We start from the raw sequence: 23,411 nt of genomic DNA on the forward strand, positions 1-23,411 counted from the left end.
AAGATCGTGATACGGCTCGGCGTCTAGGAGAACATGCCGTTTTGGAAGGAAATCACCACGGCGGTCAGCAGGATGTTCAAGAGCGCCAGCGGCAGGAGTACTTTCCAGGCAAACGACATCAACTGGTCGACGCGCAGACGGGGGAACGTCGCACGCACCCAGAACTGGAAAAAGACGTAGAGCGAGAATTTGAGAACAAACCAGACAATTCCCGGAATGAAGGAAAGACTCGGATGGATCGGCAGCCAGCCGCCCAAAAACAGGATGGTCACCAGGGCGCCCATACCGAACATGTAGACGTATTCCGCCAGCATGAACATGGCAAAGCGGAACCCGGAGTACTCCACGTGGTAGCCGGCCACCAGCTCCGATTCGGCCTCCGGCAGGTCGAACGGCGTGCGGTTCAACTCCGCCTGCGCCGCCACGATGAAGACCGCAAAGCCGAGAAACTGCGGCACGATATTCCACACGTCCTGCTGCGCCAACACGATGTCCCGCAGGTTCATGCTGCCGGTCATCAGCACAACCCCCACCACGGACATGACCAGCGGCACTTCGTAGCTGATCATCTGCGCGGCGGAGCGCAATCCGCCGATCAGCGAATACTTGTTGTTGGAAGCCCAGCCTGCCGTGATCACGCCCAGAACGGTGATGCCGGACAAGGCGATGTAGTAGAGCAGGCCGATGCCCAGATCGGCAAAGCGAATGCTGTCCGTAAACGGCATGACGGCCAGGACGCCAAACGCGGGCGCATACGCCAGAATGGGTGCCAGCGTAAACAGCGCCTTGTCGGCGTGCTGCGGCCTCGTGTCTTCCTTCAACAGCAGTTTGGCCACGTCAGCCACCGTCTGCAGCAGACCCAGGGGGCCGACGCGGTTGGGACCAATCCTCAACTGCATCCAGCCGATCACCTTGCGTTCAAAATAGATCGCGTAGGTGACGAACCCCAGCACGACGAGCAGCAGCGCCACCGCCGCCAGAGCGAACCAGAGCGCGGTGCCCCATGAGGGCGTTTGTTGCAACAGATCGCTCATCAGCAGTCAACCTCCCCGAGCACGATGTCGATGCTGCCCAGGACGGCCACCATGTTGGCGATGTTTTCGCCCTCCAACAGCTTGGGCAGGATCTGCAGATTGTGGAACGACGGGCGGCGGAACTTCAGGCGCCACGGCTTATCCTTGCCGGTGCTGGCGATGTAGCAGCCGATCTCCCCGCGCGGCGACTCGATCCGCACGTACGCCTCGCCCGCAGGCGGACGAATGACGCGGGGCACTTTGCCCATGACTTCTCCCTCGCTGGGAAATTGATCGAGCGCCTGCTCAAGAATGCGCAGCGACTGTTCGATCTCCGCCATCCGCAAGTGATAACGCGCCAGGCAGTCGCCTTCGGTAGCTGTCGGCACGTCAAATTCGAAACGGTCGTAGATGCAGTACGGCTCGTCTTTGCGCAGGTCCCACTTCACCCCGGTGGACCGCAGCATCACGCCGGAAAGCGAGTAATCCAGCGCGGTCTTCTGGTCGAATTTGCCGATTCCCCGCAGCCGGTTGATGAAAATCTCGTTGCCAGTCACCAATTTGTGGTAATTGTTCAATTCCTTTTTCATGTATTGGACAAACTCTTTTACCTTGTCGATCCAGCCCGGCGGCGCATCCCACTTCACGCCGCCGATGCGCATGTAGTTGAACGTCATTCGCGCTCCGCACAGCTCATTGAACAAATCCAGGATGCTTTCCCGGTCGCGGAAGGCGTACAGGAACGGTCCCATCGCCCCGATGTCCAACAGGTACGTCCCCCACCAGACCAGGTGGCTGGCCACGCGGTTCAGCTCCATCGCGATCAGCCGCAGGAATTGGGCCCTCTCCGGCACTTCCACGCCCATCATCGTCTCGACGGCGTGACAAAGGACGTAGTTATTGGTCATGGCCGATACGTAATCCATCCGGTCGGTATAGGGAATGATCTGCGTATACGTCAGGTTTTCCGCCAGCTTTTCCGTCCCCCGGTGGAGATAGCCCATCACGGGAGTCGCTTCCTTGATGGTCTCCCCGTCAATCTTGACGACCAGGCGCAATACGCCGTGGGTACTGGGGTGCTGCGGTCCGACGTTGAGGAGCATTTCTTCCGTCCGGATGCCCGACTCAGGAGATGTCGTGGCATTCGTCAATAGGATGTCGCGGGTCATCTGCTACACCTCCTCGTCGTACTGCACGTAATCTTTTCTCAGCGGATAGCCGACCCACTCGTCCGGCAGCAAAATTCGACGCAATTCGGTATGTCCCGGGAAATAAATGCCCAAAAGGTCGAATGTTTCCCGTTCGCTCCAATCGGCACCGCGCCAGATGTCCATAACAGACGGAACACTCGGTTGTTCGCGGTTGGTTTTGACCTTTACCGCCAGGCTCTGCCGATTTTTGTAGGAATAGAAATGATAGTACACTTCCATGCGGTCTTCGTAATCGACGCCGTGCAGATCGGACAGGTAGTCGAACGCCAGCGCCTCGTCTTCTTTCAGAAACCGGGCCACTTCATGCCAGCGCTCATTTTTCACCACCAGCGTCGGAACGTCTTTGGACAGCTCGTTGATATAGGCTGCTTCCAGCACGTCCGCACCGAATGTTTCGGAAATACGGGCCACGTATTTGTCCAGATACGGCTGATTTTTGGAAGGCGGTTTGGGCGCTTCCGCTGTCTCGTCCGCTCCTGCCGCCCCGCCGGCCTTTGCCTTCGCCGCTGCGGCTGCTGCCGCCGCTGCTTTTGCCTTTGCAGCCGCTGCCGCTTTCGCCTTCGCGTCGGCATCGTCGCCTGTCGTCTCCCCTGCTCCGCCGGCCTCTGCCGCTTCTCGCGCGGCCTTTGCCTTCGCCGCTGCGGCTGCTGCCGCCGCTGCTTTTGCTTTCGCCTTTTCCTCCGGCGTCATTTCCGAGACGGGCTTGGACGCGGCTGGCTGAGCTTCAGACGTTTCGCCGCCTGCGGCCTGCGCATCCGAAGGGGCTGCCGCTGTTTGCTCTGTTCCCTCCGCCTGCTGTTCTTTCGCTTTTCGCAATGCCTCCGCCTTGGCACGGGCCTCTGCCGCAGCCTTCGCTTTTTCTTCCGGCGTCGGTTTGCGCTTTTCGTCGCTCATTGGCTGGTCACCCGCTTTCCGGTCTTCGCCTCGTAGCGAATCTTCTCCTGCAGCTTGTTAATGCCGTAAATCAGCGCTGCGGGGTTGGGCGGACAGCCCGGAATGTACACATCGACGGGCACGATCTGGTCTACGCCTTTCACCACGCTGTACGACCTCACGTACGGCCCGCCGGCTGTGGCACAGGAGCCCATGGCGATGACCCATTTGGGTTCCGGCATTTGGTCGTACAATCTGCGCAGCAGCGGCGCCATTTTCTTGGTCACCGTGCCAGCCACGATCATCACGTCGGATTGCCGCGGGGAGGCACGGAAAATGACGCCAAAGCGGTCAAGGTCGTAGCGGGAGCCGCCGGTTCCCATCATCTCGATGGCACAGCAGGCCAACCCAAACGTCAGCGGCCAGAGGGAATTGCTCCTCACCCACCCCTTGATCGTTTCCAGCGTCGTAAACATGACGTTGCGATTCAGTTCTTCCTGCAGTTCAGGCGCGATGCTCGTGAGATCTAGTTCCATTCCAGCACCTTCTTTCTCCAAGCGTAGATCAATCCAACCACCAGCAAGGTAATAAAAATCACCATCTCCACCAGGGCAAACAGGCCCAACTGGTTATAGGCGACCGCCCATGGATAGAGAAAGAGGGTTTCCACATCGAAAATGACAAACAGCAGGGCGAAGATGTAGTACTTGACGTTGAAGCGCACCCAACTGTCCCCAACGGGAATGTTACCGCTTTCATAGGTGGCTTGCTTTTCCGGCGTCGGCTTCTTGGGACGCAGCAGCGGTCCGATGATGCTCACGGTTGCCACCGGCAGCAGTACCCCAAGGATCAGGAAAATCGCCACAATCACGTAATTGTTGGTGTAGACCTCACTCACCGACGTTCCCTCCGCTCTGTGAAAAATATGAAAAATTTCGAACGTGATGCCGATTCAGCGACGCTGGTCTTTTTTCGTGCAGCATCCGGAAGCAGGTCACGCTGTTGATCCAATCTGACACTGTTAGAAAAAAATACCTCCATCATTATAGCAAATCGCCAAACGGGTGTCTAACGAAAGCCTCCCTCCCCTTACAATAAAAGGAAAAAACTTAGGGAATCGTCCCTAAGTTTTTCCAATCCACAAGAATCCGGTTTTATTGAACATTCGAGGAGAACTCCTGCCCGAGGAAATCCTCGTAGATGCGCTCCCATACGACCGTGAAAGTTATCGGCTGGTCGTCCGAAATCTCCAGCAAGTTGTCAATCGGCTCTTCCATATACGGCGTCAGCTTGATCAGCACTTCGGTCAGCATTGCGTCATTGGTGTTCAGCATCTCTTTCAGTTCTGCCTTGGTGTAGGTAAAGGTGTTTTCCTCGTGCTCATGCAGCTTCAACACCAAACGGCTGAACATCGGATGGACCAATGCCTCCAGCTTGATGTGTGTCAGGGCAAACTGTTCCGCCTCGGTCAGTTGGAACAAATCCATCGTGTCCGGAAACGGATAAACGGGGATGTCCCACACGTCGCCCTTGTCCAGAACCAGCCCCCACTTGGTCAGCAGTTCGATGGCCTCCTCGCGGGATGTCGGGTACTGATAGCCGGAGCGCTCCAGGAACTCCTTGTGTTTCTCCACGTGCGCCACGTAGGCGTTGTAGTCTTCTTCCGACTTGAACTTTTCCTTCTTCGGCGTGGAAAACACGTGCTGCAGTCCTTTGAAGCCGTCCAACTGCTTCTTCATTTCTTCCTTGCTTTCGCATTTGGTTACCACGTAGCACAGCGCTTGAAACAGGACGTTCATGTCATGAGACAGCACGTTGTACCAGCCGTTTGCCGTATATCCGCTGGGAATGACTACGCCTGTTTGGTTATTGCGAATATCGCGAATGGTTTGCATGACTTACACTCTCCTTCTTTCCGATCGCCAGTGCCGTCCCGCCTATTCGACTTTCCGGGCAAACGGCACGCCTCGGCAGAGCATTAGGTTTATTATAACGGAAACAACAGGTCTGTACCAACTGGAAAAAAATCGGCCCGCTACAGGAAAAATCCCCGCAGCCGGGTGGCGCGGGGATGTTTGCTTACTGGTTGTTGGTCACATCGAGACGAGCCATGGCGCGCTGCAGGGCGCGTTCGGCACGGCGAATGTCGAGGTCCGGATGTTTGTCGATCAAACGCTTTTCGGCGCGTTCTTTCGCCGCCTTGGCGCGCTCCACGTCAATGTCCTCCGGAAGTTCTGCCGTCTCGGCCAGAATTGTTACCTTGTCGCCGCGAACTTCCATGAACCCGCCGCTTACGGCCATGCGAATCTCTTTCTCGCCTTCTGTCTTGATCCGAACAGGCGCTATTTTCAGCGGGGTTACCAGCGGCATGTGGTTCGGCAAAATACCGAGATCCCCCTGCACGCCTCGGGCAATGACCATGCTGGCTTCGCCGCTGTAGACAACCCGTTCAGGAGTTACGACTTCCACTGTCATCTTGCTCACTTACTGGTCTCCCCTTTCCAGGGTGTCTTACGCCATGGTCTTCGCTTTCTCAACCGCTTCCTCAATCGTACCAACGTAGAGGAATGCCGCCTCAGGCAGATCGTCGTGCTTGCCTTCCAGGATTTCCTTGAAGCTGCGGACCGTTTCCTTGAGCGGGACGTATTTGCCCGGGAAGCCGGTAAACTGCTCGGCAACGTGGAACGGCTGGGACAGGAAGCGCTGGATGCGGCGGGCGCGGGCTACGATCAGCTTGTCTTCGTCACTCAGCTCGTCCATACCCAGGATCGCGATAATGTCCTGCAGTTCCTTGTAGCGCTGCAGAATTTTTTGCACGCCGCGCGCCACTTCGTAGTGCTCTTGTCCGACGATGTCCGGGGACAGCGCGCGGGACGTGGATGCGAGCGGGTCAACCGCAGGGAAGATACCCAGCTCGGCGATGGAACGCTCCAGGTTGGTGGTGGCGTCCAAGTGTGCGAAGGTCGTAGCCGGAGCCGGGTCGGTGTAGTCGTCCGCCGGTACGTAGATCGCCTGGATGGACGTTACCGAACCTTTTTTCGTGGAGGTAATGCGCTCTTGCAGCTGACCCATCTCGGTTGCCAGCGTCGGCTGGTAACCTACCGCGGACGGCATGCGGCCCAGCAGCGCGGATACCTCGGAACCCGCCTGGGTAAAGCGGAAGATGTTGTCGATGAACAGCAGCACGTCGCGGCCTTCTTCATCGCGGAAGTACTCCGCCATGGTCAGACCGGTCAGCGCCACGCGCAGACGCGCACCCGGCGGTTCGTTCATCTGACCGAACACCATCGCGGTTTTCGGCAGAACGCCTGCGTCTTTCATCTCGTGGTACAGGTCGTTCCCTTCACGCGTGCGCTCGCCTACGCCGGCGAATACGGAGATACCGCCGTGCTCCTGTGCGATGTTGTTGATCAGCTCTTGGATGGTAACGGTTTTCCCTACGCCGGCACCGCCGAACAGACCGATCTTGCCGCCCTTGATGTACGGTGCGAGCAGGTCGATCACCTTGATCCCGGTTTCGAGAATTTCTACGGTCGTCGCTTGTTCCACAAACTCCGGCGCTTTGCGGTGGATCGGGTCACGGCGCTCCACTTCGCCCAGTTCCTTCAGGTCGATCGGTTCGCCCAGCACGTTGAATACACGGCCCAGGGTTACCTGACCAACCGGTACGGAAATCGGAGCACCGGTGTCAATCGCTTCCATGCCGCGCACAAGACCGTCGGTGGATGCCATCGCAACGGTACGTACGCGGTTGTCGCCCAGGTGAACCGCAACCTCAACGGTCAAATCAATGTCGCGCTCACCCGCGTTTTGCGCTTTGTGTTGAATCTTGATCGCATTGTAAATGGCAGGCAGGTGTCCGCGTTCAAACTCGATGTCTACAACGGGACCCATTACCTGAACCACGCGTCCTTTCGCCATCTTACTTCTTCCCTCCTGTGAAACTGATTTGGGCGTTTACCTAGACATTACGCTTGCGCATTCGCACCTGCGACGATTTCGGAGATCTCTTGGGTAATGGCCGCCTGACGGGCACGGTTGTACTCCAGCGTCAGTTTGTCGATCATGGCGGTTGCATTGTCCGTTGCGTTGCCCATCGCGGTCATGCGGGCTCCTTCCTCGGACGCCTTCGCATCCAGGAGCGCGCTGTACACGAGCGTTTCTGCATATTTCGGCAGCAGCACCGACAGCACTTCTTCGGCGGACGGTTCGTATTCGTAGTTCACCTTGCGCTGTTCCCCGCTCTCCACAGCGTTCAGCGGGAGCAGGCGGGTGACCGTCGGCACTTGCGAAATGGCACTTTGGAATTCATTGTAGCAAAGGTACAGCTCGTCGATTTTTTCGTCGGCAAACATCTGAACCGCCGCGCTGGCGATTTTCTTGATGTCGGCAAACGTCGGGTTGCCCGGCAGTCCCACGACCTCATCGATGACCGGGTAGTTGCGCTTGCGGAAAAAATCGCGCCCTTTGCGCCCCAGCACAAAGATGGCGTATTCGTCCTGCGATTTGTGCTTTTCCTTGATGGTCTGGAGCACTTTCCGAATGATGTTTCCGTTATAGCCGCCAGCCATGCCGCGGTCCGAGGTGATGACGATGTACCCGGTCTTTTTCACCGGCCGGGATTCCAGCATCGGATGTTTTACCGCAGTCGTGCCGCTCGCGATGCTGGCAATGACCTCCCGGATCTTGCGCGCGTACGGACGTGCCGCTTCCGCTTTCTCCTGGGCGCGGCGAAGTCTCGCTGCCGCCATCATCTTCATCGCCTTGGTGATTTGACGCGTATTCTTAAAGCTTTTGATACGGCCTCGAATTTCGCGTATTCCTTTAGCCACTCACTTTTCACCACCTTGGGGGTGCATGCCGAACCGCAGACGGCCGGCATGCAACCAATCTCATTCTATATCCGCTTAGCGGCTAACCGAAAAGCCTTTTTTGAACTCTTCGATCGCTGCGTTCAGTTCTTTTTCATCCGGAAGCTCTTTCGTCGTGCGAATGTGTTCCAGCAGTTGCGGCTTGTTGGAATCGAGGTAGGAGAGGAATTCCTTCTCGAAACGGCGTACATCCTCTACCGGAATATCGTCGAGATAGCCTTTGGTTGCCGTGTAGATGATGGCAACCTGCTTCTCCACCGGCATCGGATCGAATTGATTTTGTTTCATGATTTCCATCAGGCGCTGACCGCGGGTCAAACGGGCCTGGGTCGCCTTGTCCAGGTCGGAACCGAACTGCGCAAACGCTGCCAGCTCGCGGTATTGGGCCAGCTCCAGCTTGAGCGGACCGGCTACCTTTTTCATCGCCTTGATTTGCGCCGCGCCACCTACGCGGGATACGGAAAGACCCGTGTTTACCGCAGGGCGCTGACCGGCGTTGAACAGGTCGGTCTCCAGGAAGATCTGACCGTCGGTGATGGAGATCACGTTGGTCGGAATGTACGCGGAAATGTCACCCGCTTGCGTTTCGATGAACGGCAGTGCGGTCAGGGAACCGGCGCCCATCTCGTCGGAGAGCTTCGCAGCGCGCTCCAGCAGACGGGAGTGCAGGTAGAAGACGTCACCCGGATACGCTTCGCGGCCCGGAGGACGGCGGAGCAGGAGGGACATTTCGCGGTATGCCGCCGCTTGCTTGGACAGGTCGTCGTACACGCAGAGGACGTGCTGTCCTTTGTACATGAAGTATTCACCCATGGTTACACCTGCGTACGGAGCCAGGAACAGGAGCGGAGCCGGGTCGGACGCCGTCGCGGACACCACGATGGTGTACTCCAGGGCACCGTGCTTGCGCAGGGTTTCCACGATGTTGGCAACGGTCGATTGCTTTTGGCCGATTGCCACGTAGATACAAATCATGTTTTGGTCTTTTTGGTTGATGATGGTGTCCAGCGCCACAGCCGTTTTACCGGTTTGACGGTCACCGATGATCAGCTCGCGCTGACCGCGGCCGATCGGAATCATCGCGTCGATCGCCTTGATACCGGTTTGCAGCGGCTCGTGAACGGATTTACGCGCCATAACACCAGGGGCCGGGCTTTCGACCGGACGGAATTGCGTCGTGTTGATCGGGCCGAGGCCGTCGAGCGGCTGACCGAGCGGGTTTACCACGCGGCCGAGCAGCGCTTCGCCCACCGGCACCTCCATGATGCGGCCGGTGCGCTTAACGGTGTCGCCTTCCTTAATGTCGCGGAACGGACCGAGAATAACGACACCCACGTTGTCCTCTTCCAAGTTGAGTACCATGCCCATGACGCCGTTTTGGAACTCGAGCAGTTCCCCCGCCATGGCTTTTTCCAAACCGTGAACGCGTGCGATACCGTCACCGATCTGAATGACCGTGCCTACGTCCACAACTTCGATTTCAGATGTAAAATTAGCGATCCGCTCTTTGATGAGGGAGCTAATCTCTTCTGGTCTGATTGCACTCACTATTATTCACCCCATTCATCCAAACGATCTTATTGCTGATGCGCGAAGTGTTCCAGTTTCGTCTTGATGCTGCCGTCGTACAGCCGGTCGCCGATCTTGATCACGACGCCGCCCAGGATGGACGGGTCCACGACCGTTTGCACGCGCAGCTTTTTGTTCAGCTTTTGTCCGAGCTTTTCCGCCAGCTCCGCCTGTTCTTCGGCACTCAGCGGTTTGGCGCTGGTCACGGTCGCTTCGGCGATGCCGCGCGCGTCGTTGGCCATCCGCACAAAGGAGCGGTAGATGTCCACCAGTTGCCCCTCGCGTCCGTTGTCGATCAGGACGTTGAGGAAGTTGTGCGTCTCTTCGCTCACATGGCTTTTGAACAGGTCGTCGGCCAGCGATTTTTTCGCCGCACGCGCGATGTGCGGGTGGAGCAGGATCTTGCTCAGATCGGTGTTCTGTTCAATCGCGTCCACGACCGCCTTCAGATCCGCTTCAATCTGGTCGAGCTTCCCACGCTCGCTGGCTACTTCAAACAGGGCGCGAGCGTAGCGCTTGCTTACCGCGCCGCTCATAGGCGATCTCCCACTTGAGCGAGGAATTTGTCAACAGTCGCTTTTTGCGTCGCTTCATCCAGTTCTTTCTCGATGATCTTGGACGCGAGCAGAACGGACAGACCGGTCATTTGGTCGCGCAGTTCCGCTTTCGCTTTCTCCACTTCACGCGCCAGTTCCGCGCTTGCGTCCGCTTTCAGACGTTCAGCGGCAGCTTGGGCGTCAGCCACGATTTTGGCTGCTTCATCGGACGCCTGCTTCGTCGCGCGGTCGATGATCGATTTGGCTTCGAGGCGAGCTTCGTCCAGCACGCGGCGCTGTTCGGCCAGCAGTGCTTCCGCTTCTTTGCGGCTGCGCTCAGCCGTGGTGATTTCGTTTTCGATATGCTGACGACGCTTTTCCATGACAGCCACGATCGGGCCCATGGCAAATTTGCGAACCGCCAGCAACAGCAGCAGGAATACGATAGCTTGGGTCAAGAGCGAGCCCCATTCGAGGGCTACGGCACCAAAGTCGAGCATTCGTTTCACTCCTTCCTTGCAAACAGGAGAATGTATCTCTACGGGTAAAGCCGTTTGTTTCCGCAAGAAAACGTGGCATCGCCACGCACCTGGCGAGGCGAGCCGCGCAGCGACGCACAAGATGTGCGAGTGTCGGCGGTGCGCCGTACGGGACGTCGCGCTCAGCCGACACCGGTGTCAATGGGAACGCGTTCACCGCCCATTGACCAAAATAGAGGCGAAGGTCAAGCCCCCGCCTATCGTTTCGATTGTTCGCTCGCTTACAGACGACCGAAGAGGATGAAACCAATCGCAACCGCGATAATCGGAACCGCCTCGACGAGACCGAGACCGAGGAACATCAGACCCATCAGGTTACCGCGTGCTTCCGGTTGGCGAGCTACGCCTTCAATTGTACGGGAAATTACCAGGGAGTTGCCGATTGCTGCACCCAGAGCAGCCAGACCAAATACGATACCGATTGCAAGAGCCAAACCTTCCATTGTAAAAATACCTCCTTAGTGTTGTGAAAAATAAACATCTACTGCGAATTAATGTTGGTCATTCACTTGTTGAGAAATGTACACCATCGCCAGCGTGGTGAAGATAAAGGCTTGGACCGAGCCGACGAATACGGAGTAGCCCAGCCACAGGAACAGCGGAATGCTGCCGAAGATCCCCACGCCAAGCAGGAACGCGATGAGAACCTCGCCCGCGAAGATGTTACCGAATAGACGCAACGGAAGCGTCAGCGGCTTGATGATGAACTCTTCGAGGATGTGAATCGGGTTCAGGAACGTGTGCTTGAGCCAGCCGCCAAAGCTCTTCTTCATCCCCAGGTAGTGGGCGTACAGAAGAACCACCAACGCCAGCGCAAAGGTTACGCTCGGAGTGGCGGTCGGCGATTTCCACCAGCCGATGGAGGCGCCGTGGCCGTGAGGATCGTTAATCTCCTCCTCCAGCTTCGCCAGCTTTTCCTCCTTGGCCTCTTCCGTCGTGGAGAGCGTCAGCATGTCTTTGACGGTATCGCTCACATACTGGTTCTTCTCAGGATTGTTGTGAATCGCCGTGTTCACGTTGAACAAGAGGCCCAACTGGTTCCCGATGAAGATGTAGAGGAACAGCGTCAGCGCCAGCGAGACAAAACCGGCGGCCTTTTTCGGCTCGATGTAGCTTTTGGTGATGCCGGTGACGAAGTCGACAATCCACTCCATCACGTTTTGCCTGCCTCCGGGAACGCCAGAGGTGAGGTTGCGGGTCATCCCGATGCAGAAGAACAGCACAATCAAGGCTGTTACCACAATCGCAATGATGGTCGAGATGTCAAACACCATGCCCAACCATTCGAATCGCAGAGAGTAATGCATGTATTTCACCCCTTTCTTCCGCGCGAATCTGTTGCACCAGCAAATCAGAACGAAAAAATGCTTGCCAACCTATCTATTTGAAGGAGCGATAAACAAAAAAGAAGCCTAAGACTTGAAAGAGGAAAAGGCCGATCAGCACGCCAGAGAGCACAAACAGGTGGGGAAAGCGGATTGTCATAAAGACGGCAAATCCGGCCACGAGAAGGCGCTGCAGCATGCCGGTTCCTTTCGGCCGCACGTTCGGATCGACAGCCATCTGGCCGATCCGCCAGGTTTTGCTGGCCAGCAGCGTGCCGCTGAGGACACTTCCGCCCATACCAAGCAGGAGGCTTTGCAAAAACATTCGATACTGAGGCAACAGGGCCCAGAGTATCGCAACCAGGGCCATACAAACAAAAGCATAGCGGAAAGCCGCTCGCATAGCCGAAGTAAACGTTTGCATGTTCAATCTCCCTACAGGTAACCGCGGACTATGCGGTAGACGCTGTACACGCCTATACCCAATCCGGCGAGCAATCCGATCATCATGAACCACGGTTTGGTGGCCAGCAGGCTGTCGACGTACCTGCCCAGATAGACGCCTGCGATGACGCAGACGGCCAGATCGGCGCCGATCAGGCTGACCAGCGTGATGGCCCGCCACGGATTATCGATTTTCGGCACTGGACCGCCCCCTTTCATACACAAGGAGAGGGCAGGTGTCAAGTGCCCCTTTGCCCTCATCCATATTAACGAAGATTTATTCCCTTTGTCAACGTGCGGCTCGTTCTGTACACAAAGCGTTCACATTTGAAAACAACGAACGTTTTCTTACAAAAACCGCCAAGTTGTACGTCACCGGGAGCATGGAAACCGAGGTCTGTCCGCTTACAGTTTCTCGACGACGGTGGCCACCCCTTGTCCGCCTCCGATGCACAGCGTCGCCAATCCATATTTTACCCCCGGGCGCTTGTGCAATTCGTGAATCAGCGTGACCAGCACGCGCGCACCGCTGGCGCCGATCGGGTGTCCGAGGGCGATCGCGCCGCCGTTTACGTTCAGTTTGTCGCGCGGGATGCCCAGCGCCTTTCCGACCGCCAGCGACTGGGCGGCGAACGCCTCGTTGGCCTCGATCAGATCGATCTCGTCCAGGGAGAGTCCCGCCTTGGCCAGCACCCGCTGCGTCGCCGGTACGGGTCCGATGCCCATGATGCTGGGGTTGACCCCGGCGCTGGCGTTGGCGACGATCCGGGCCAGCGGCTTGACGCCCAGCTCGGCCGCCTTTTCGCCCGACATGATCAACAGGGCGGCTGCTCCGTCGTTGATGCCCGACGCGTTGCCCGCGGTCACCGTTCCGTCCTTTTTAAAAGCCGGCCGCAGCTTGCCGAGCGACTCCACGGTCACGCCCGCGCGGGGAAATTCATCCACCTCAAACAGGACCGGGTCCCCTTTTTTCTGCGGAATCGGCACCGGCACGATCTCGTCGCGAAAACGCCCCTCGGCCAGGGCGCGCTGCGCTTTTTCCTGGCTCCAGGCGGCAAACTCATCCTGCTCTTCCCGGCTGATCCCGTACTCGGCACAGAGGTTTTCCGCCGTGATGCCCATGTGATAATCGTTGAACGCGCACCACAAGCCGTCGCGGATCATCGAGTCGACCACCTTTTGATCGCCCATCCGGTAGCCGCTGCGGGCCCCTTCCAGCAGGTACGGGGCCTGGCTCATGTTTTCCATGCCCCCGGCCAGCACCACGTCGGCGTCGCCGCAGAGAATCGCCTGGGCGGCCAGGTGAACCGCTTTCAATCCGGAGCCGCATACCTTGTTGATCGTCATCGACGGCGTCTCCTGCGGCAGTCCCGCGCGGATCGCCGCCTGGCGCGCCGGATTTTGTCCCAATCCCGCCTGCAGCACGTTGCCCATGATCACTTCGTCCACCGCTTCCTTCGCAACGCCCGCCCGCTGCAAAGCCGCCTCCAGCACGACGGCTCCCAACTGCGGCGCGCTGACGCCGGACAGCGATCCCTGAAAACTGCCGATGGCCGTGCGCACTGCGCTGGCGATCACTACCTCTTTCTGACTCATCTGGATCACTCCTTGGAAAACAGGATGATGGTTTTCCTCATACAATTCCCTTTTTTCGCAAAATATCCTGCCGTTCCGGGCGAACCGATTTTTACCTTCCCTCGGGCCGTTCAGCCGCCGCATAGACCAGTTCGTACGTGACGGGAATGCCCTCCGCTCCGCCAAAACGGCTCCGGTACGCCTCCATCATTTCCGTCAGCAGCCGCCGCTGTCCCAACCCGGCGCTGTCCGACGCCGGACCGGTGCTGGCGCCGATCCCCTTGACCGCGTGCAAAAACGAGCGCACGTCCGGATAGTGGAGCCGCACCTCCCGGGTACGTACCCGCACGCCGGCAAAACCGGCCCTATCCAGCATCGCCCGCCACTCGTCCGGCGTGCAGAATGACAGCCCGTGCCGCTGCGGCTCCCGCTGCAGCTTGCGGTATGCCGCCGCGAACGAGTCGTGCAGTTCCCAAAACGTCCGCGGCCCAAAGGTGGCAAAGCGCAGCGAGCCGCCCGGCCGCAGCAGCCGGTACAGTCCCTCCACCGTCCTCTCCGGCTGCCGCAGCCATTGAAAACAGGCGCTGGAGACGATCAGATCGGCCCACTGCTCCGCCTGCTGCCAGACCCACTCCTCGACGTCGGCCAGCACAAACCGGCACGTCTGCCCGGTCGGGCCAAGGCGTCGCCGCGCCGCTTCCAGCATGCCCGGCGCGATGTCCAGCGCCAGGTACTCCGCGCTGCCGCAGCGGCCGCTGAGCAGGCTGGTCAAACCGCCCGTTCCGCAGCCTACTTCCACCACCCGGCGAACCGACTCCGCCGGCGGCATCTCAGCCTCCAGCGCTGCCGCCAGTTCCGCCGCCATCTCCCGCTGCACCAGGGCGTACCGGTCGTAGGTGTCGGCCTTTTCACTGAACCGTCTGCTAACTGCTGCTTTCCACACCGTGTTCCACCATCCTTTTGATCGCCTCCGCCACCGCCTGACGATGGACGAGCGGCAGCGCGTGGCCGCCCCCGTCGATTGCCTCCAGCCGGGCCGCCGGTATCCTCGCGGCCAATTCCTCCCCTGCCGCGAACGGGCAGATCCCGTCGGCCGTCCCGTGAATCACCAGCGTCGGGCAGGTGATGCTCCCGAGAAGCGGACGGAGGTCTTCCTCGCGCAGGTAGGACAGTCCGGCCGCGAGTGTCGACAGGGGCCATGCGTCGCAAAAAGAGACGGACGGATCGGCACGGTCACGCTGCCGCTCCTCCGCCGTACACATCGACTGCCAAAACGTCCGCATCACGCCCGTCCGATCCGCGTACAGCGCCCGCTCCATCCGCTGCACCTGCGCGTCCAGCCAGCCGAGCCGCCGCTCCTCGCGGGGACGGACAAACCGCGCCGTCGTGCCGATCAAGACGAGCCCCGCGGCCAATCCCTCGGCCGCCAGCCGCTGTGCCAGCATCCCGCCCAGCGACCAGCCGACCGCGATCAGCGGCAGGGAAGCGGTCGATAAGGCCGCCTGACGGGCGATCTCGTAAAACGCTTCAGGCCGGTCCGCCCTGGACAGGTCGGGGACGGTGTGCTCACACTCCGGAAACTGGCTGCGCATGCCGCGCCACGCCTCGTTGGACATCCCCCACCCGTTCAGCCACAGCATCGCCGCCTTCATCCCGTCTCCTCCTCCCGGGCTGCCGCAGCGAACTGCATCTGCCGAATAACCTCCTCCAGTTCCTCACGCGTATGCGTCGCCATCAGGGAAAAACGGATGCGGGCGGTGCCTTCCGGTACGGTCGGGGGGCGGATGGCGACGGCGGCGATCCCCCGCTCCTCCAGACGTTGACTCAACCGGAGCGCCTGCCTGTTGTCGCCGACGATCCACGGAATGATCGGCGAGTCGCCCTCCCCGACCTCAAAACCGCACGTCCGCAGCCGCCGGCGAAACCAGGCGCTGTTTTCCCTGAGCCGGGTGCGGCGCCAGCCTTCCTCCTGCACCACTTCCAGCGCCCTGCGGACGGCGGCCACCACCATCGGCGGCAGCCCGGTGGAGTAGATCAGCGGGCGCGTCTTCGTGACCAGGTAGTCGATCAGCACGCGGTCGGCGCAGACGTAGGCCCCGTACACGCCAAACGCCTTGCTGAACGTGCCCATGATCACATCCACCTGGTCGTGCAGTCCCAGTTCGTGACACAGCCCCTCCCCCCGTCTGCCTCTCACACCGCCGGCATGGGCCTCGTCCACCATCAGCATCGCGCCGTAGCGCGCTTTGAGCTCCACCAGTTCGCGCAGCGGCGCCGCATCTCCGTCCATGGAAAAGACGGCATCGGTGACGATCAGGGCGCGGCGGTGTCCGGCGTGCTTTTTCAACAGGTGCTCCAGGTGCTCCGGATCGTTGTGGCGGTAGCGGTAATGGCGGGCGCGGCTGAGAATGATGCCGTCGACAATGCTCGCGTGGTTCAGCCGGTCGCTGAACACCGCGTCTTCCCGCCCGACCAGCGCGGCGATTACCCCCAGATTGGCCATGTAGCCGTTGGCAAAGACCAGGGCCGCTTCCCGCTGCTTCCATTCGGCCAGACGTTCTTCCAGATCGGCATACCAGCGGTGATTGCCGCAAATCAACCGGGAGGCGGCCGCTCCCGCTCCCCATTGTTCCGCCGCCTGACGGGCGGCATCGGCGATCCGGGGATCGCCCGCCAGGCCCAGGTAGTCGTTGGAGGAGAGGTTAAACAGCCTCCTGCCGCCAACCGTCAGCCATTTGCCCCCTTCCTCCCCGCGGTCGTCCACGATGCGCAGGCACCGGTTCAGGGACTGCTGCCGGAGCGCATCCAGCTCCGCTTCCATCCAGTCGCAACGGCCGGTTCTGTTCATCCGCCTCACTCCTGCAGCGCGCAGCTCTCAATCTCGAAGCCGAGATCTTCTATCATCTGATGGTCGGTCGTAATCTCCTGGCCGGGCGTGGTCAGGTAATCGCCGACGAAAATGGAGTTGGCCGCGTACAGGGCCAGCGGCTGCAGGGTCCGCAGGTTGACCTCGCGCCCGCCGGCGACGCGGATTTCCTTGGTCGGACAGACAAACCGGAACAGCGCCAGCACTTTGAGCGCACGCAGGGCCGGCGTCCGCCCGTATCCTTCCAGCGGCGTGCCGGGGATCGCGTTGAGGAAATTGACCGGGATGGAATCGGCGTCCAGCTCGCGCAGCGCATACGCCATCTCGACGATCTCCTCGTCGCTCTCTCCCATCCCGATGATCACCCCGGAGCAGGGGGACATCCCCGACTGCTTCACGGTTTCCACCGTTTCCACGCGCTGATCGTAGGTATGGGTCGACGTGATGTTGCTATAGTTGGCGCGGCTGGTATTCAGGTTGTGGTTGTAGCGGTGGACGCCCGCCTCCGCCAGCCGGGCCGCCTGTTCCCCGCTCAACAGGCCGAGACACGCGCAGATTTTCAGCGGCATGGTGGCGCGAATCTCCCTGACCGCCTCGATCACCTGCTCCAGCTCCTTGTCCGTGGGGCCCCGTCCGGAGGCGACGATGCAGTAGGTGCCGGCCTTGCGGTTCAGCGCCTCACGCGCTCCCGCCAGGAGGGTCTCCTTGTCCAGCAGCGTGTACTTTTGGATCGGCGCGCTGGAGACGATCGACTGCGAACAGTAGCCGCAGTCTTCGGGACACAGCCCGCTCTTGGCGTTGATGATCATGTTCAGCTTTACCTTTTTCCCGTAGTAGCGCTTTCGAACGCGAAAAGCGGCGTGCATGAGCGGCAGGATGTCGTCATCGTCCGCCCGCAGCACGGACAGGGCCTCCTCCCGCGACAGCCCCTCCCCGGCCAGCGCTTTTTCCGCGTAATCCGTCCAGTTGACGGCCGTCCCCACTCGATTCATCGGCAACCCTCTCCTTTTTGCAGCATGCTTTTCTCCACCCAGCCGCGAATGCGCTCCACATCTGCGTGGCGGCGTATCGCCTCGATCACATCGGCCCGGGTAACGTTCCCTTCCAACCAGGGAATCTGCCCGAGCACGGGCACATAGCCGAATCGTTCAATCATGGCCGCGTTGCTTTCCACGCTCCGGTCGCCGTCGCCCGTGCGGCAGCCGTTCAGGATGACCCCCGCCACCGTGATGCCCCGCTGTCTGGCGTACTCCACCGACAGCAGCGTGTGGTTGATCGTCCCCAGACCGGCGCGGCCCACGAGCAAAAGCGGCATGCCGAGGCGGGCGGCCAGATCAATCATCATTTCGTTCCTCGTCAAGGGAACCGCCAATCCGCCCGCTCCTTCGACCAGCAGCGCGGTATGCCGCCGTTTGAGCGGCTGACCGGACGCGATGATCCGCTCCAGGGAAAGGCTGACGCCCGCCGCCTCGGCGGCAAGCAGCGGGGTCAGCGGCGCGGGAAAGGAAAACGGGGCGATCTCGTCACAGGCGTCGGCTACGCCCGAAAGCGTGCGCAGGCGGTACGAATCCCGCTCTTCTTCCGTTTCTCCCCCCGATTGGACCGGCTTCCATACCCCCAGATCCAGGCCGTCCTCGCGCAGGGCGGCGGCCAGTCCGCCCGTCACAACGGTTTTCCCCACCTCGGTGTCGGTGCCGGCGACGAACAAGCCGGCGAAGCATCCGTCTCCCATCCGTGTCACGCTCCTTTGACCGCGGCTGCCGCGGTGACGTCCTCGATCGATTCCGCCAGAATGCCCACCATCTCCGCCAGTTCGTCCTCCGTGCTGACCAGCGGCGGGATCAGCACGACGACGTTCCCCAGCGGCCGGGTCAGCAGCCCGTTTTCCCGCGCCCGTCGGCAGACCCGGACGCCGATCCGCTCATCCCAGTGATACGGCTCTTTGGTCTGTTTGTCCCGCACCAGTTCGATGCCGACCATAAAGCCTTTTTGCCGCACCTCTCCCACGTGGGCAAAATCGGACAGCGGCGCCAGCAGCTTCGCCAGGCGGCGCGATTTTTCCGCCACTCCCTCGACGATCCGCCGCTCTTCCATCAGCCGCAAGTTGGCCAGGGCGACGGCGCAGCCGAGCGGATTGCCGGTGTAGGAGTGACCGTGGAAAAACGTCTTCTGCTCCTCGTAGTCGGCGTAAAAGGCGTCGTACACCCGGTCCGTGGTCAGCGTCGCGGCAACCGGCAGATAGCCGCCGGTAATCCCTTTCGCTACCGCCATGATGTCCGGCGTCACGCCTTCGTGCTCGCAGGCGAACATCCTGCCGGTGCGGCCGAAACCGGTAGCCACTTCGTCGGCGATCAGCAGCACGCCGTAAGCCCGGGCCATATCGGCCATCTGCTTCAGGCAGCCGTCGGGCATGATGATCATCCCGCTCGCCCCCTGGACGATCGGCTCCACGATCAGCGCAGCGATCTCGTCCGCCTTCTCGTCCAGCAGCCGCTCCAGACAGGCAAGCGTCTCTTCGGCGGCGGACCGCTCTCCCTCGTGACGATACGGATAGGGGTACGGGATCGTATACGAGGAAAAGAGCAGCGGCCGGTACACCTCGTGGTACAGCGGAATCGCCCCGACGCTGACGGCGCCGATCGTATCCCCGTGATAGGCGTTGTTCATGGTGATAAAGGAACGCTTGCCGGTGACGCCGATGTTCTGCCAGTACTGAAACGCCATTTTCAAGGCGATCTCCACGGCGGTCGCCCCGCTGTCGGAGTAGAACACCTTGGTCAAGCCGTCGGGCGCGATGCGGACAAGCTGCTCCGCCAGCAGAATGGACGGCACGTTGGCCATGCCCAGCAGGGTGGAGTGCGCCACCTGCTCCAACTGCTCGACAATCGCCCGGTTCAGCTCCGGCACGTTGTGGCCGTGAACGTTCAGCCAGACGGACGAAAACCCGTCGTAATAGGCCTTGCCGTTCACGTCAATCAGCTTGATCCCCTCGCCCCGCGCGATGATCAGCGGGTCTTCCGCCACGTAGTCCTTCATTTGCGTGAACGGATGCCAGAGATACTGCTTGTTTTTTCGTGCCAATTCTTCGTAGGTATGCGTATGCGACAACCCGGTCCCCTCCTTCGGCACAAATATTCGGAAAACGATTTGTTAACCACAATTGTATTTTAGTTAACAAATTTCCGCAAAGGATTTTTGGGGACCCCTCCAAAAACAGGACAAAAGACCGGGCCCTTCCCTCGGGAAGAACTCGGTCTTTCGTCGAAATTCGAACTTTTATTTTTTCTGCAGAATCCGGTACAGCGCCACGACGCAAACCGCACGGGTGGTCGGCTTGTTCGGCTCAAACCTGCTGCCGACCGGGTCGATCAGCCCCAGCCCGACGATGTTGGTAATCGACGAAGCAGCCCAGGCGGGCCATGCCTGCTTGTCGGAGAGCGCCTTGGCCGTCGTCCCCTTTTGTTTCAGCACGCGGTCGAGGATCACGGCCGCTTCCGCCCGGGTCACCGGTTGGTCGGGACGGAACGTCTTGTCCGGGTACCCTTTGACCAGCCCTTTGGAGAGCGCCACCTGCACCGCCCCCTGCGCGTACGCCGGGATTTTGTCCTTGAAGGTGAGCTTCGGCGAGGACGGCAGCTCCCACTCGAACGTCCGGGCCAGCAGCGTGACAAACTGGGCGCGGGTCAGCGGGACCTCGGGGCCGAACGTGGTTTCCGTCAGCCCCTTGACCAGTCCTTTTTGCGCCATGTAGGTGATTTCCGCCTTTGCCGGGTGGTTGGCGATGTCCGTGAAGGCGACGCCGCCTCCGTCCAGGTAGTACGGGATGTACGTGCCGTAGGCGTTCACTTCGTACACCCACTGCCCCTTCGCGTTGACGGTGCCGGGGATCTGGTCAAACGTCTTGTTTGCCTCGTTCACGTAGAGCAGGCCCACGCCTTTGCCCGGCAGCCACTGCTTCGGCGTCAGCGTCAGCGTCACCGGCGACGTGGAGATTTGGTCCTGCTGGCCTTCCTTCAAAGCGCCCGGCTTGATGGTAAACGAGTAGTCGGCCGGCACGTAACCGGGGAGCGGCTGCTGCACGATCGAATTGACCTTGATCGAGGCCGACTGCAGGAATGACGCCGTACGCACGAACGAATAGCCGAGGTCCAATTCGGCGCCCAGGGAAAGGGTTCCTGGTGTCTCCGGCGCCACGTCCCTGCCGGACGGCTGACTGCCGGCCGTGCTCGGCAGGAGCAGGGAGACCTCGTCGAAGTAAAGCGTTCCCTTGTCGTGCCGGTTGCCGTCATCGGGGCGGTCAACGACGTAGATGCTCTTCAGCTTCAGCGGGTAGGCCGCATTGGCCGGGAAGTACCCCTTGACCTGCTTCCATCCGCTCCAGTCGATCGCCTGGGCCAGGTCGACGTAGACGGTCTTGCCGTTGGCGTCGATGACCTCCGCGCGCAGCCAGTGCTTGCTGTTGTCTCCGTACACCCACAGTCCCATGCCGATCGGTTTGCCCGGAATGGTCACCGGTTGGGACCCGACGCGGCCGTAGGCGATGCGCAGTTCGGTCGCCGGAGCGCCGGAGAAGTTGTAGACCAGCTTGGCTGCCTTGCGGGTGCGGAAGACCGGATCGGATACCGCCGTAAACGATCCGCTGTTGCTGATCGAAGCCGGCACGGCCGCATGGTGCATGCCCGTCTGGTTGTCAAAGGTAAGCCACGGCTGCTCAAACTGCCCGACGACGAACGGCACGCTGGTGGTGACGCCGTCGTACGATACGGTCAGCGTCCCGCTGCCCGGCTCTTGTCCCGCGACGAGCTGCAGCTTGTCGTTTACCGTCGCGGCTGCCGAATTGACGCTGGTCTGGACACTGAGCGGGGTCGCCTGGAGAAGCTGTCCCTTTTTCGTCTTGATCTTCACGTCCAGGGTAAGCGCCTGTCCGGGCGCGATGGTGATCGGATTGGGCGAGACGACGATCTGCTGCACCTCGCTGCCGGAGATGACGTGCACCTCTTTGCTCGACGCCACGCTGCCCACGCGCGCCGTAACCGACACCTGTCCCGAACGGGTCGGGGTGAAGCGCTGGCCGTTAAACGATCCCGCGTCCCCTGCCTCCCAGACGATGGTGGACGGGTTGACTGCGTACGGCTGGTAGTGGGTGTCGTACGCCTTGGTCGTAAACTCCGCCGTTTGGCCGATCAGCATCTCTGCCGGGCCGAAGATCCGGAAGCCGGCCAGTTCTCCCGGCGGCGCCGTGTTGTACACGGCCAGTCCGGTCGGGACCCGCCGTTCCGCGCCGTCTTTCGGCTGGTTGGCCAGGCTGGCGTGCGTTTCGCCCAACATGCGCACGGCCAAGGTGGTCGAACCGCCGCCGTCGAAGTTCACCGCGCGCCAGGAGCCCAGTTCGGCCATGATCTTGGCCAGTTCATCCAGATAGACGCCTTTGCTCGCGTCCACCGTCACCATGTACAGCGTCTTGCCGTCCCGGGAGACGCCGACAGCGGTGCGGGCGTTGATCGAGAGAATCGATTTGTCGGCCGGGAACGAGGGGAGCGGTTTGCCCTGATCGACCAGCAGCACGTTTCCTCCCACCGCCTGTACCCAGTCCTGATTGAGCGGTGTCGTCTGGTACTCGACGGTCGCCCTTGACCCCACCGGGAAGTTTTGCTTCAGGAAGTTGGCCGCCGCGCCGTGTCCCCACAGCACGTAGCCGTTGTACGGTATGTAAAAGCCGGGTTGGTTGATGCGCACTTCCTTGGCCACGTTGTCCACAAACAGCACTTCGACGACGTCCTTGTAGCCGGGAATGGCGCCGAGGCTGGTCTTGCCGAACGCCGGCGTATACAGGTTCAACTGGTTCTCGTGACTTTTCCGCCCTTCGCTGGGGTTGTATTCTTCCTTGTTGAGCCCCTGCAGCGGAAACGAATTGCCGTTTTGTGCCGTCACTTTTCCGGTAAAGCCGAATTTTTCGATGGCCGCGTTTTTGTCGCTGGTAATCCCCAGACTGTACCAGTAGGAGATGTGCCCCATCGACGAGATCAACTGCTTGTCCTTCATGACAATGCCAAACGGCGCGCCCCGTTTGGTCATGTTGAAGAAGTCGGCGTTGATGGCCGCAATGGCGCCGGTCTCCCGGGCCATCTGGGTAACCGTCTGCCGCTCGGTCAGCTTGCCGTTGGTGCCGTAGACCGGCTTGACCTCCACGTAGGGATTGTTCAGGTCCACCTTGGTCACCATGACGGTGATCTGCTGGCCTCCGAACGACTTCGTATATTTCTGCAACGTGGTCCCTTCCCCGATCGGGGTCTCCCACATCATCTGCAAGGCGCTTGTTTCCGCCCTCGCCTGTGCCACTTGGACCGCAACCGGCGCAAACGGAACAAAAGCTCCCCACGCTACCGCGGCAGCCGTGAGAAGCGAGACAACCTTCCGCCCTCTCATGTTGGTAACTCCTCTCCTATCTCTCTTGTTTCATACTGTCTCAGCTACATAATAGACGCGCGAGAAAGCGGATAGTTTCATATTTTTGGGCACATTCTTTGCTGGAAATACTGACCATCGGGGAAACCTGCCGCACCGCCCGTTTTAGCGGGCAGCAAAAAGG

24 protein-coding genes are annotated in these 23,411 nt (G+C 60.2%); all 24 read right to left on the minus strand.

The annotated features are described in order from the left end of the window. Positions 1 to 23: 23 nt before the first annotated feature. On the minus strand, positions 24 to 1,037 hold the full coding sequence (gene nuoH / locus FOI68_RS10650; protein ID WP_176703311.1) for an NADH-quinone oxidoreductase subunit NuoH: 1,014 nt from the start codon (positions 1,035 to 1,037) through the stop codon (positions 24 to 26). Next, positions 1,034 to 2,182, minus strand: a complete 1,149-nt coding sequence (locus tag FOI68_RS10655) for an NADH-quinone oxidoreductase subunit D (protein WP_044898615.1) — start codon at positions 2,180 to 2,182, stop codon at positions 1,034 to 1,036. The genes nuoH and FOI68_RS10655 overlap by 4 nt, the downstream gene beginning before the upstream one ends. Positions 2,183 to 2,185: 3 nt before the next feature. Next, positions 2,186 to 3,118, minus strand: a complete 933-nt coding sequence (locus FOI68_RS10660) for an NADH-quinone oxidoreductase subunit C (protein WP_143863166.1) — start codon at positions 3,116 to 3,118, stop codon at positions 2,186 to 2,188. Beyond that, positions 3,115 to 3,633 carry a NuoB/complex I 20 kDa subunit family protein gene (locus tag FOI68_RS10665; RefSeq protein WP_029100362.1) on the minus strand — a complete coding sequence of 173 codons (519 nt, stop codon included), beginning with the start codon at positions 3,631 to 3,633 and terminating at the stop codon, positions 3,115 to 3,117. The genes FOI68_RS10660 and FOI68_RS10665 overlap by 4 nt, the downstream gene beginning before the upstream one ends. After that, entirely contained in the window at positions 3,624 to 3,995 is a 372-nt protein-coding gene (locus FOI68_RS10670) for an NADH-quinone oxidoreductase subunit A (RefSeq protein WP_029100363.1), read from the minus strand. Before FOI68_RS10670 ends, FOI68_RS10665 begins: the two co-directional genes overlap by 10 nt. 256 nt (positions 3,996 to 4,251) lie before the next feature. Then, entirely contained in the window at positions 4,252 to 4,992 is a 741-nt protein-coding gene (locus tag FOI68_RS10675) for a DUF6042 family protein (protein ID WP_143863167.1), read from the minus strand. A gap of 184 nt (positions 4,993 to 5,176) precedes the next feature. Next, positions 5,177 to 5,581, minus strand: coding sequence for a F0F1 ATP synthase subunit epsilon (locus tag FOI68_RS10680; protein WP_029100365.1), 405 nt, complete (start codon positions 5,579 to 5,581; stop codon positions 5,177 to 5,179). 27 nt (positions 5,582 to 5,608) lie between these two features. Further along, on the minus strand, positions 5,609 to 7,018 hold the full coding sequence (atpD, locus tag FOI68_RS10685) for a F0F1 ATP synthase subunit beta (RefSeq protein ID WP_029100366.1): 1,410 nt from the start codon (positions 7,016 to 7,018) through the stop codon (positions 5,609 to 5,611). 47 nt (positions 7,019 to 7,065) lie between these two features. Beyond that, entirely contained in the window at positions 7,066 to 7,929 is an 864-nt protein-coding gene (gene atpG / locus FOI68_RS10690; RefSeq protein ID WP_029100367.1) for an ATP synthase F1 subunit gamma, read from the minus strand. A gap of 75 nt (positions 7,930 to 8,004) precedes the next feature. After that, positions 8,005 to 9,516, minus strand: a complete 1,512-nt coding sequence (gene atpA / locus FOI68_RS10695) for a F0F1 ATP synthase subunit alpha (RefSeq protein ID WP_143863168.1) — start codon at positions 9,514 to 9,516, stop codon at positions 8,005 to 8,007. Positions 9,517 to 9,545: 29 nt separating this feature from the next. Continuing rightward, the gene (locus tag FOI68_RS10700) at positions 9,546 to 10,073 is read right to left on the minus strand and encodes a F0F1 ATP synthase subunit delta (protein ID WP_143863169.1); all 528 of its coding nucleotides are present in this window, start codon (positions 10,071 to 10,073) and stop codon (positions 9,546 to 9,548) included. Then, positions 10,070 to 10,573, minus strand: a complete 504-nt coding sequence (gene atpF / locus FOI68_RS10705; protein WP_035296097.1) for a F0F1 ATP synthase subunit B — start codon at positions 10,571 to 10,573, stop codon at positions 10,070 to 10,072. The genes FOI68_RS10700 and atpF overlap by 4 nt, the downstream gene beginning before the upstream one ends. Before the next feature lie 260 nt (positions 10,574 to 10,833). Then, a complete protein-coding gene (gene atpE, locus FOI68_RS10710) occupies positions 10,834 to 11,055 on the minus strand; it encodes a F0F1 ATP synthase subunit C (protein ID WP_029100371.1) in 222 nt (73 codons plus the stop codon). Between the two features lie 48 nt (positions 11,056 to 11,103). Next, entirely contained in the window at positions 11,104 to 11,919 is an 816-nt protein-coding gene (gene atpB, locus FOI68_RS10715) for a F0F1 ATP synthase subunit A (RefSeq protein ID WP_143863170.1), read from the minus strand. A gap of 73 nt (positions 11,920 to 11,992) precedes the next feature. Next, positions 11,993 to 12,361 carry an ATP synthase subunit I gene (locus tag FOI68_RS10720; RefSeq protein WP_029100373.1) on the minus strand — a complete coding sequence of 123 codons (369 nt, stop codon included), beginning with the start codon at positions 12,359 to 12,361 and terminating at the stop codon, positions 11,993 to 11,995. An 11-nt stretch (positions 12,362 to 12,372) separates the two neighbouring features. Further along, positions 12,373 to 12,582: an AtpZ/AtpI family protein gene (locus FOI68_RS10725; RefSeq protein ID WP_029100374.1), complete on the minus strand. Its 210-nt coding sequence runs from the start codon at positions 12,580 to 12,582 to the stop codon at positions 12,373 to 12,375. 204 nt (positions 12,583 to 12,786) lie between these two features. Then, entirely contained in the window at positions 12,787 to 13,977 is a 1,191-nt protein-coding gene (locus FOI68_RS10730; protein WP_035296101.1) for an acetyl-CoA C-acetyltransferase, read from the minus strand. A gap of 91 nt (positions 13,978 to 14,068) precedes the next feature. After that, positions 14,069 to 14,899 (minus strand): malonyl-ACP O-methyltransferase BioC, encoded by an 831-nt coding sequence (gene bioC / locus FOI68_RS10735; RefSeq protein ID WP_143863171.1) that lies wholly within the window; start codon positions 14,897 to 14,899, stop codon positions 14,069 to 14,071. Further along, a complete protein-coding gene (locus FOI68_RS10740; RefSeq protein ID WP_143863172.1) occupies positions 14,880 to 15,608 on the minus strand; it encodes an alpha/beta fold hydrolase in 729 nt (242 codons plus the stop codon). The genes bioC and FOI68_RS10740 overlap by 20 nt, the downstream gene beginning before the upstream one ends. Continuing rightward, a complete protein-coding gene (gene bioF, locus FOI68_RS10745) occupies positions 15,605 to 16,804 on the minus strand; it encodes an 8-amino-7-oxononanoate synthase (protein WP_143863173.1) in 1,200 nt (399 codons plus the stop codon). Before bioF ends, FOI68_RS10740 begins: the two co-directional genes overlap by 4 nt. Positions 16,805 to 16,809: 5 nt before the next feature. Further along, a complete protein-coding gene (bioB, locus tag FOI68_RS10750; RefSeq protein WP_143863174.1) occupies positions 16,810 to 17,814 on the minus strand; it encodes a biotin synthase BioB in 1,005 nt (334 codons plus the stop codon). Then, the gene (gene bioD / locus FOI68_RS10755) at positions 17,811 to 18,554 is read right to left on the minus strand and encodes a dethiobiotin synthase (RefSeq protein ID WP_143863175.1); all 744 of its coding nucleotides are present in this window, start codon (positions 18,552 to 18,554) and stop codon (positions 17,811 to 17,813) included. Before bioD ends, bioB begins: the two co-directional genes overlap by 4 nt. A 5-nt stretch (positions 18,555 to 18,559) precedes the next feature. Then, positions 18,560 to 19,930, minus strand: a complete 1,371-nt coding sequence (gene bioA, locus FOI68_RS10760) for an adenosylmethionine--8-amino-7-oxononanoate transaminase (RefSeq protein ID WP_035296108.1) — start codon at positions 19,928 to 19,930, stop codon at positions 18,560 to 18,562. Between the two features lie 168 nt (positions 19,931 to 20,098). Beyond that, positions 20,099 to 23,248: a phosphodiester glycosidase family protein gene (locus FOI68_RS10765; RefSeq protein WP_035296110.1), complete on the minus strand. Its 3,150-nt coding sequence runs from the start codon at positions 23,246 to 23,248 to the stop codon at positions 20,099 to 20,101. Positions 23,249 to 23,411 lie beyond the last annotated feature (163 nt).

The sequence above is a fragment of the Brevibacillus sp. LEMMJ03 genome, assembly GCF_007197875.1.
GTDB lineage: Bacteria > Bacillota > Bacilli > Brevibacillales > Brevibacillaceae > Brevibacillus > Brevibacillus thermoruber.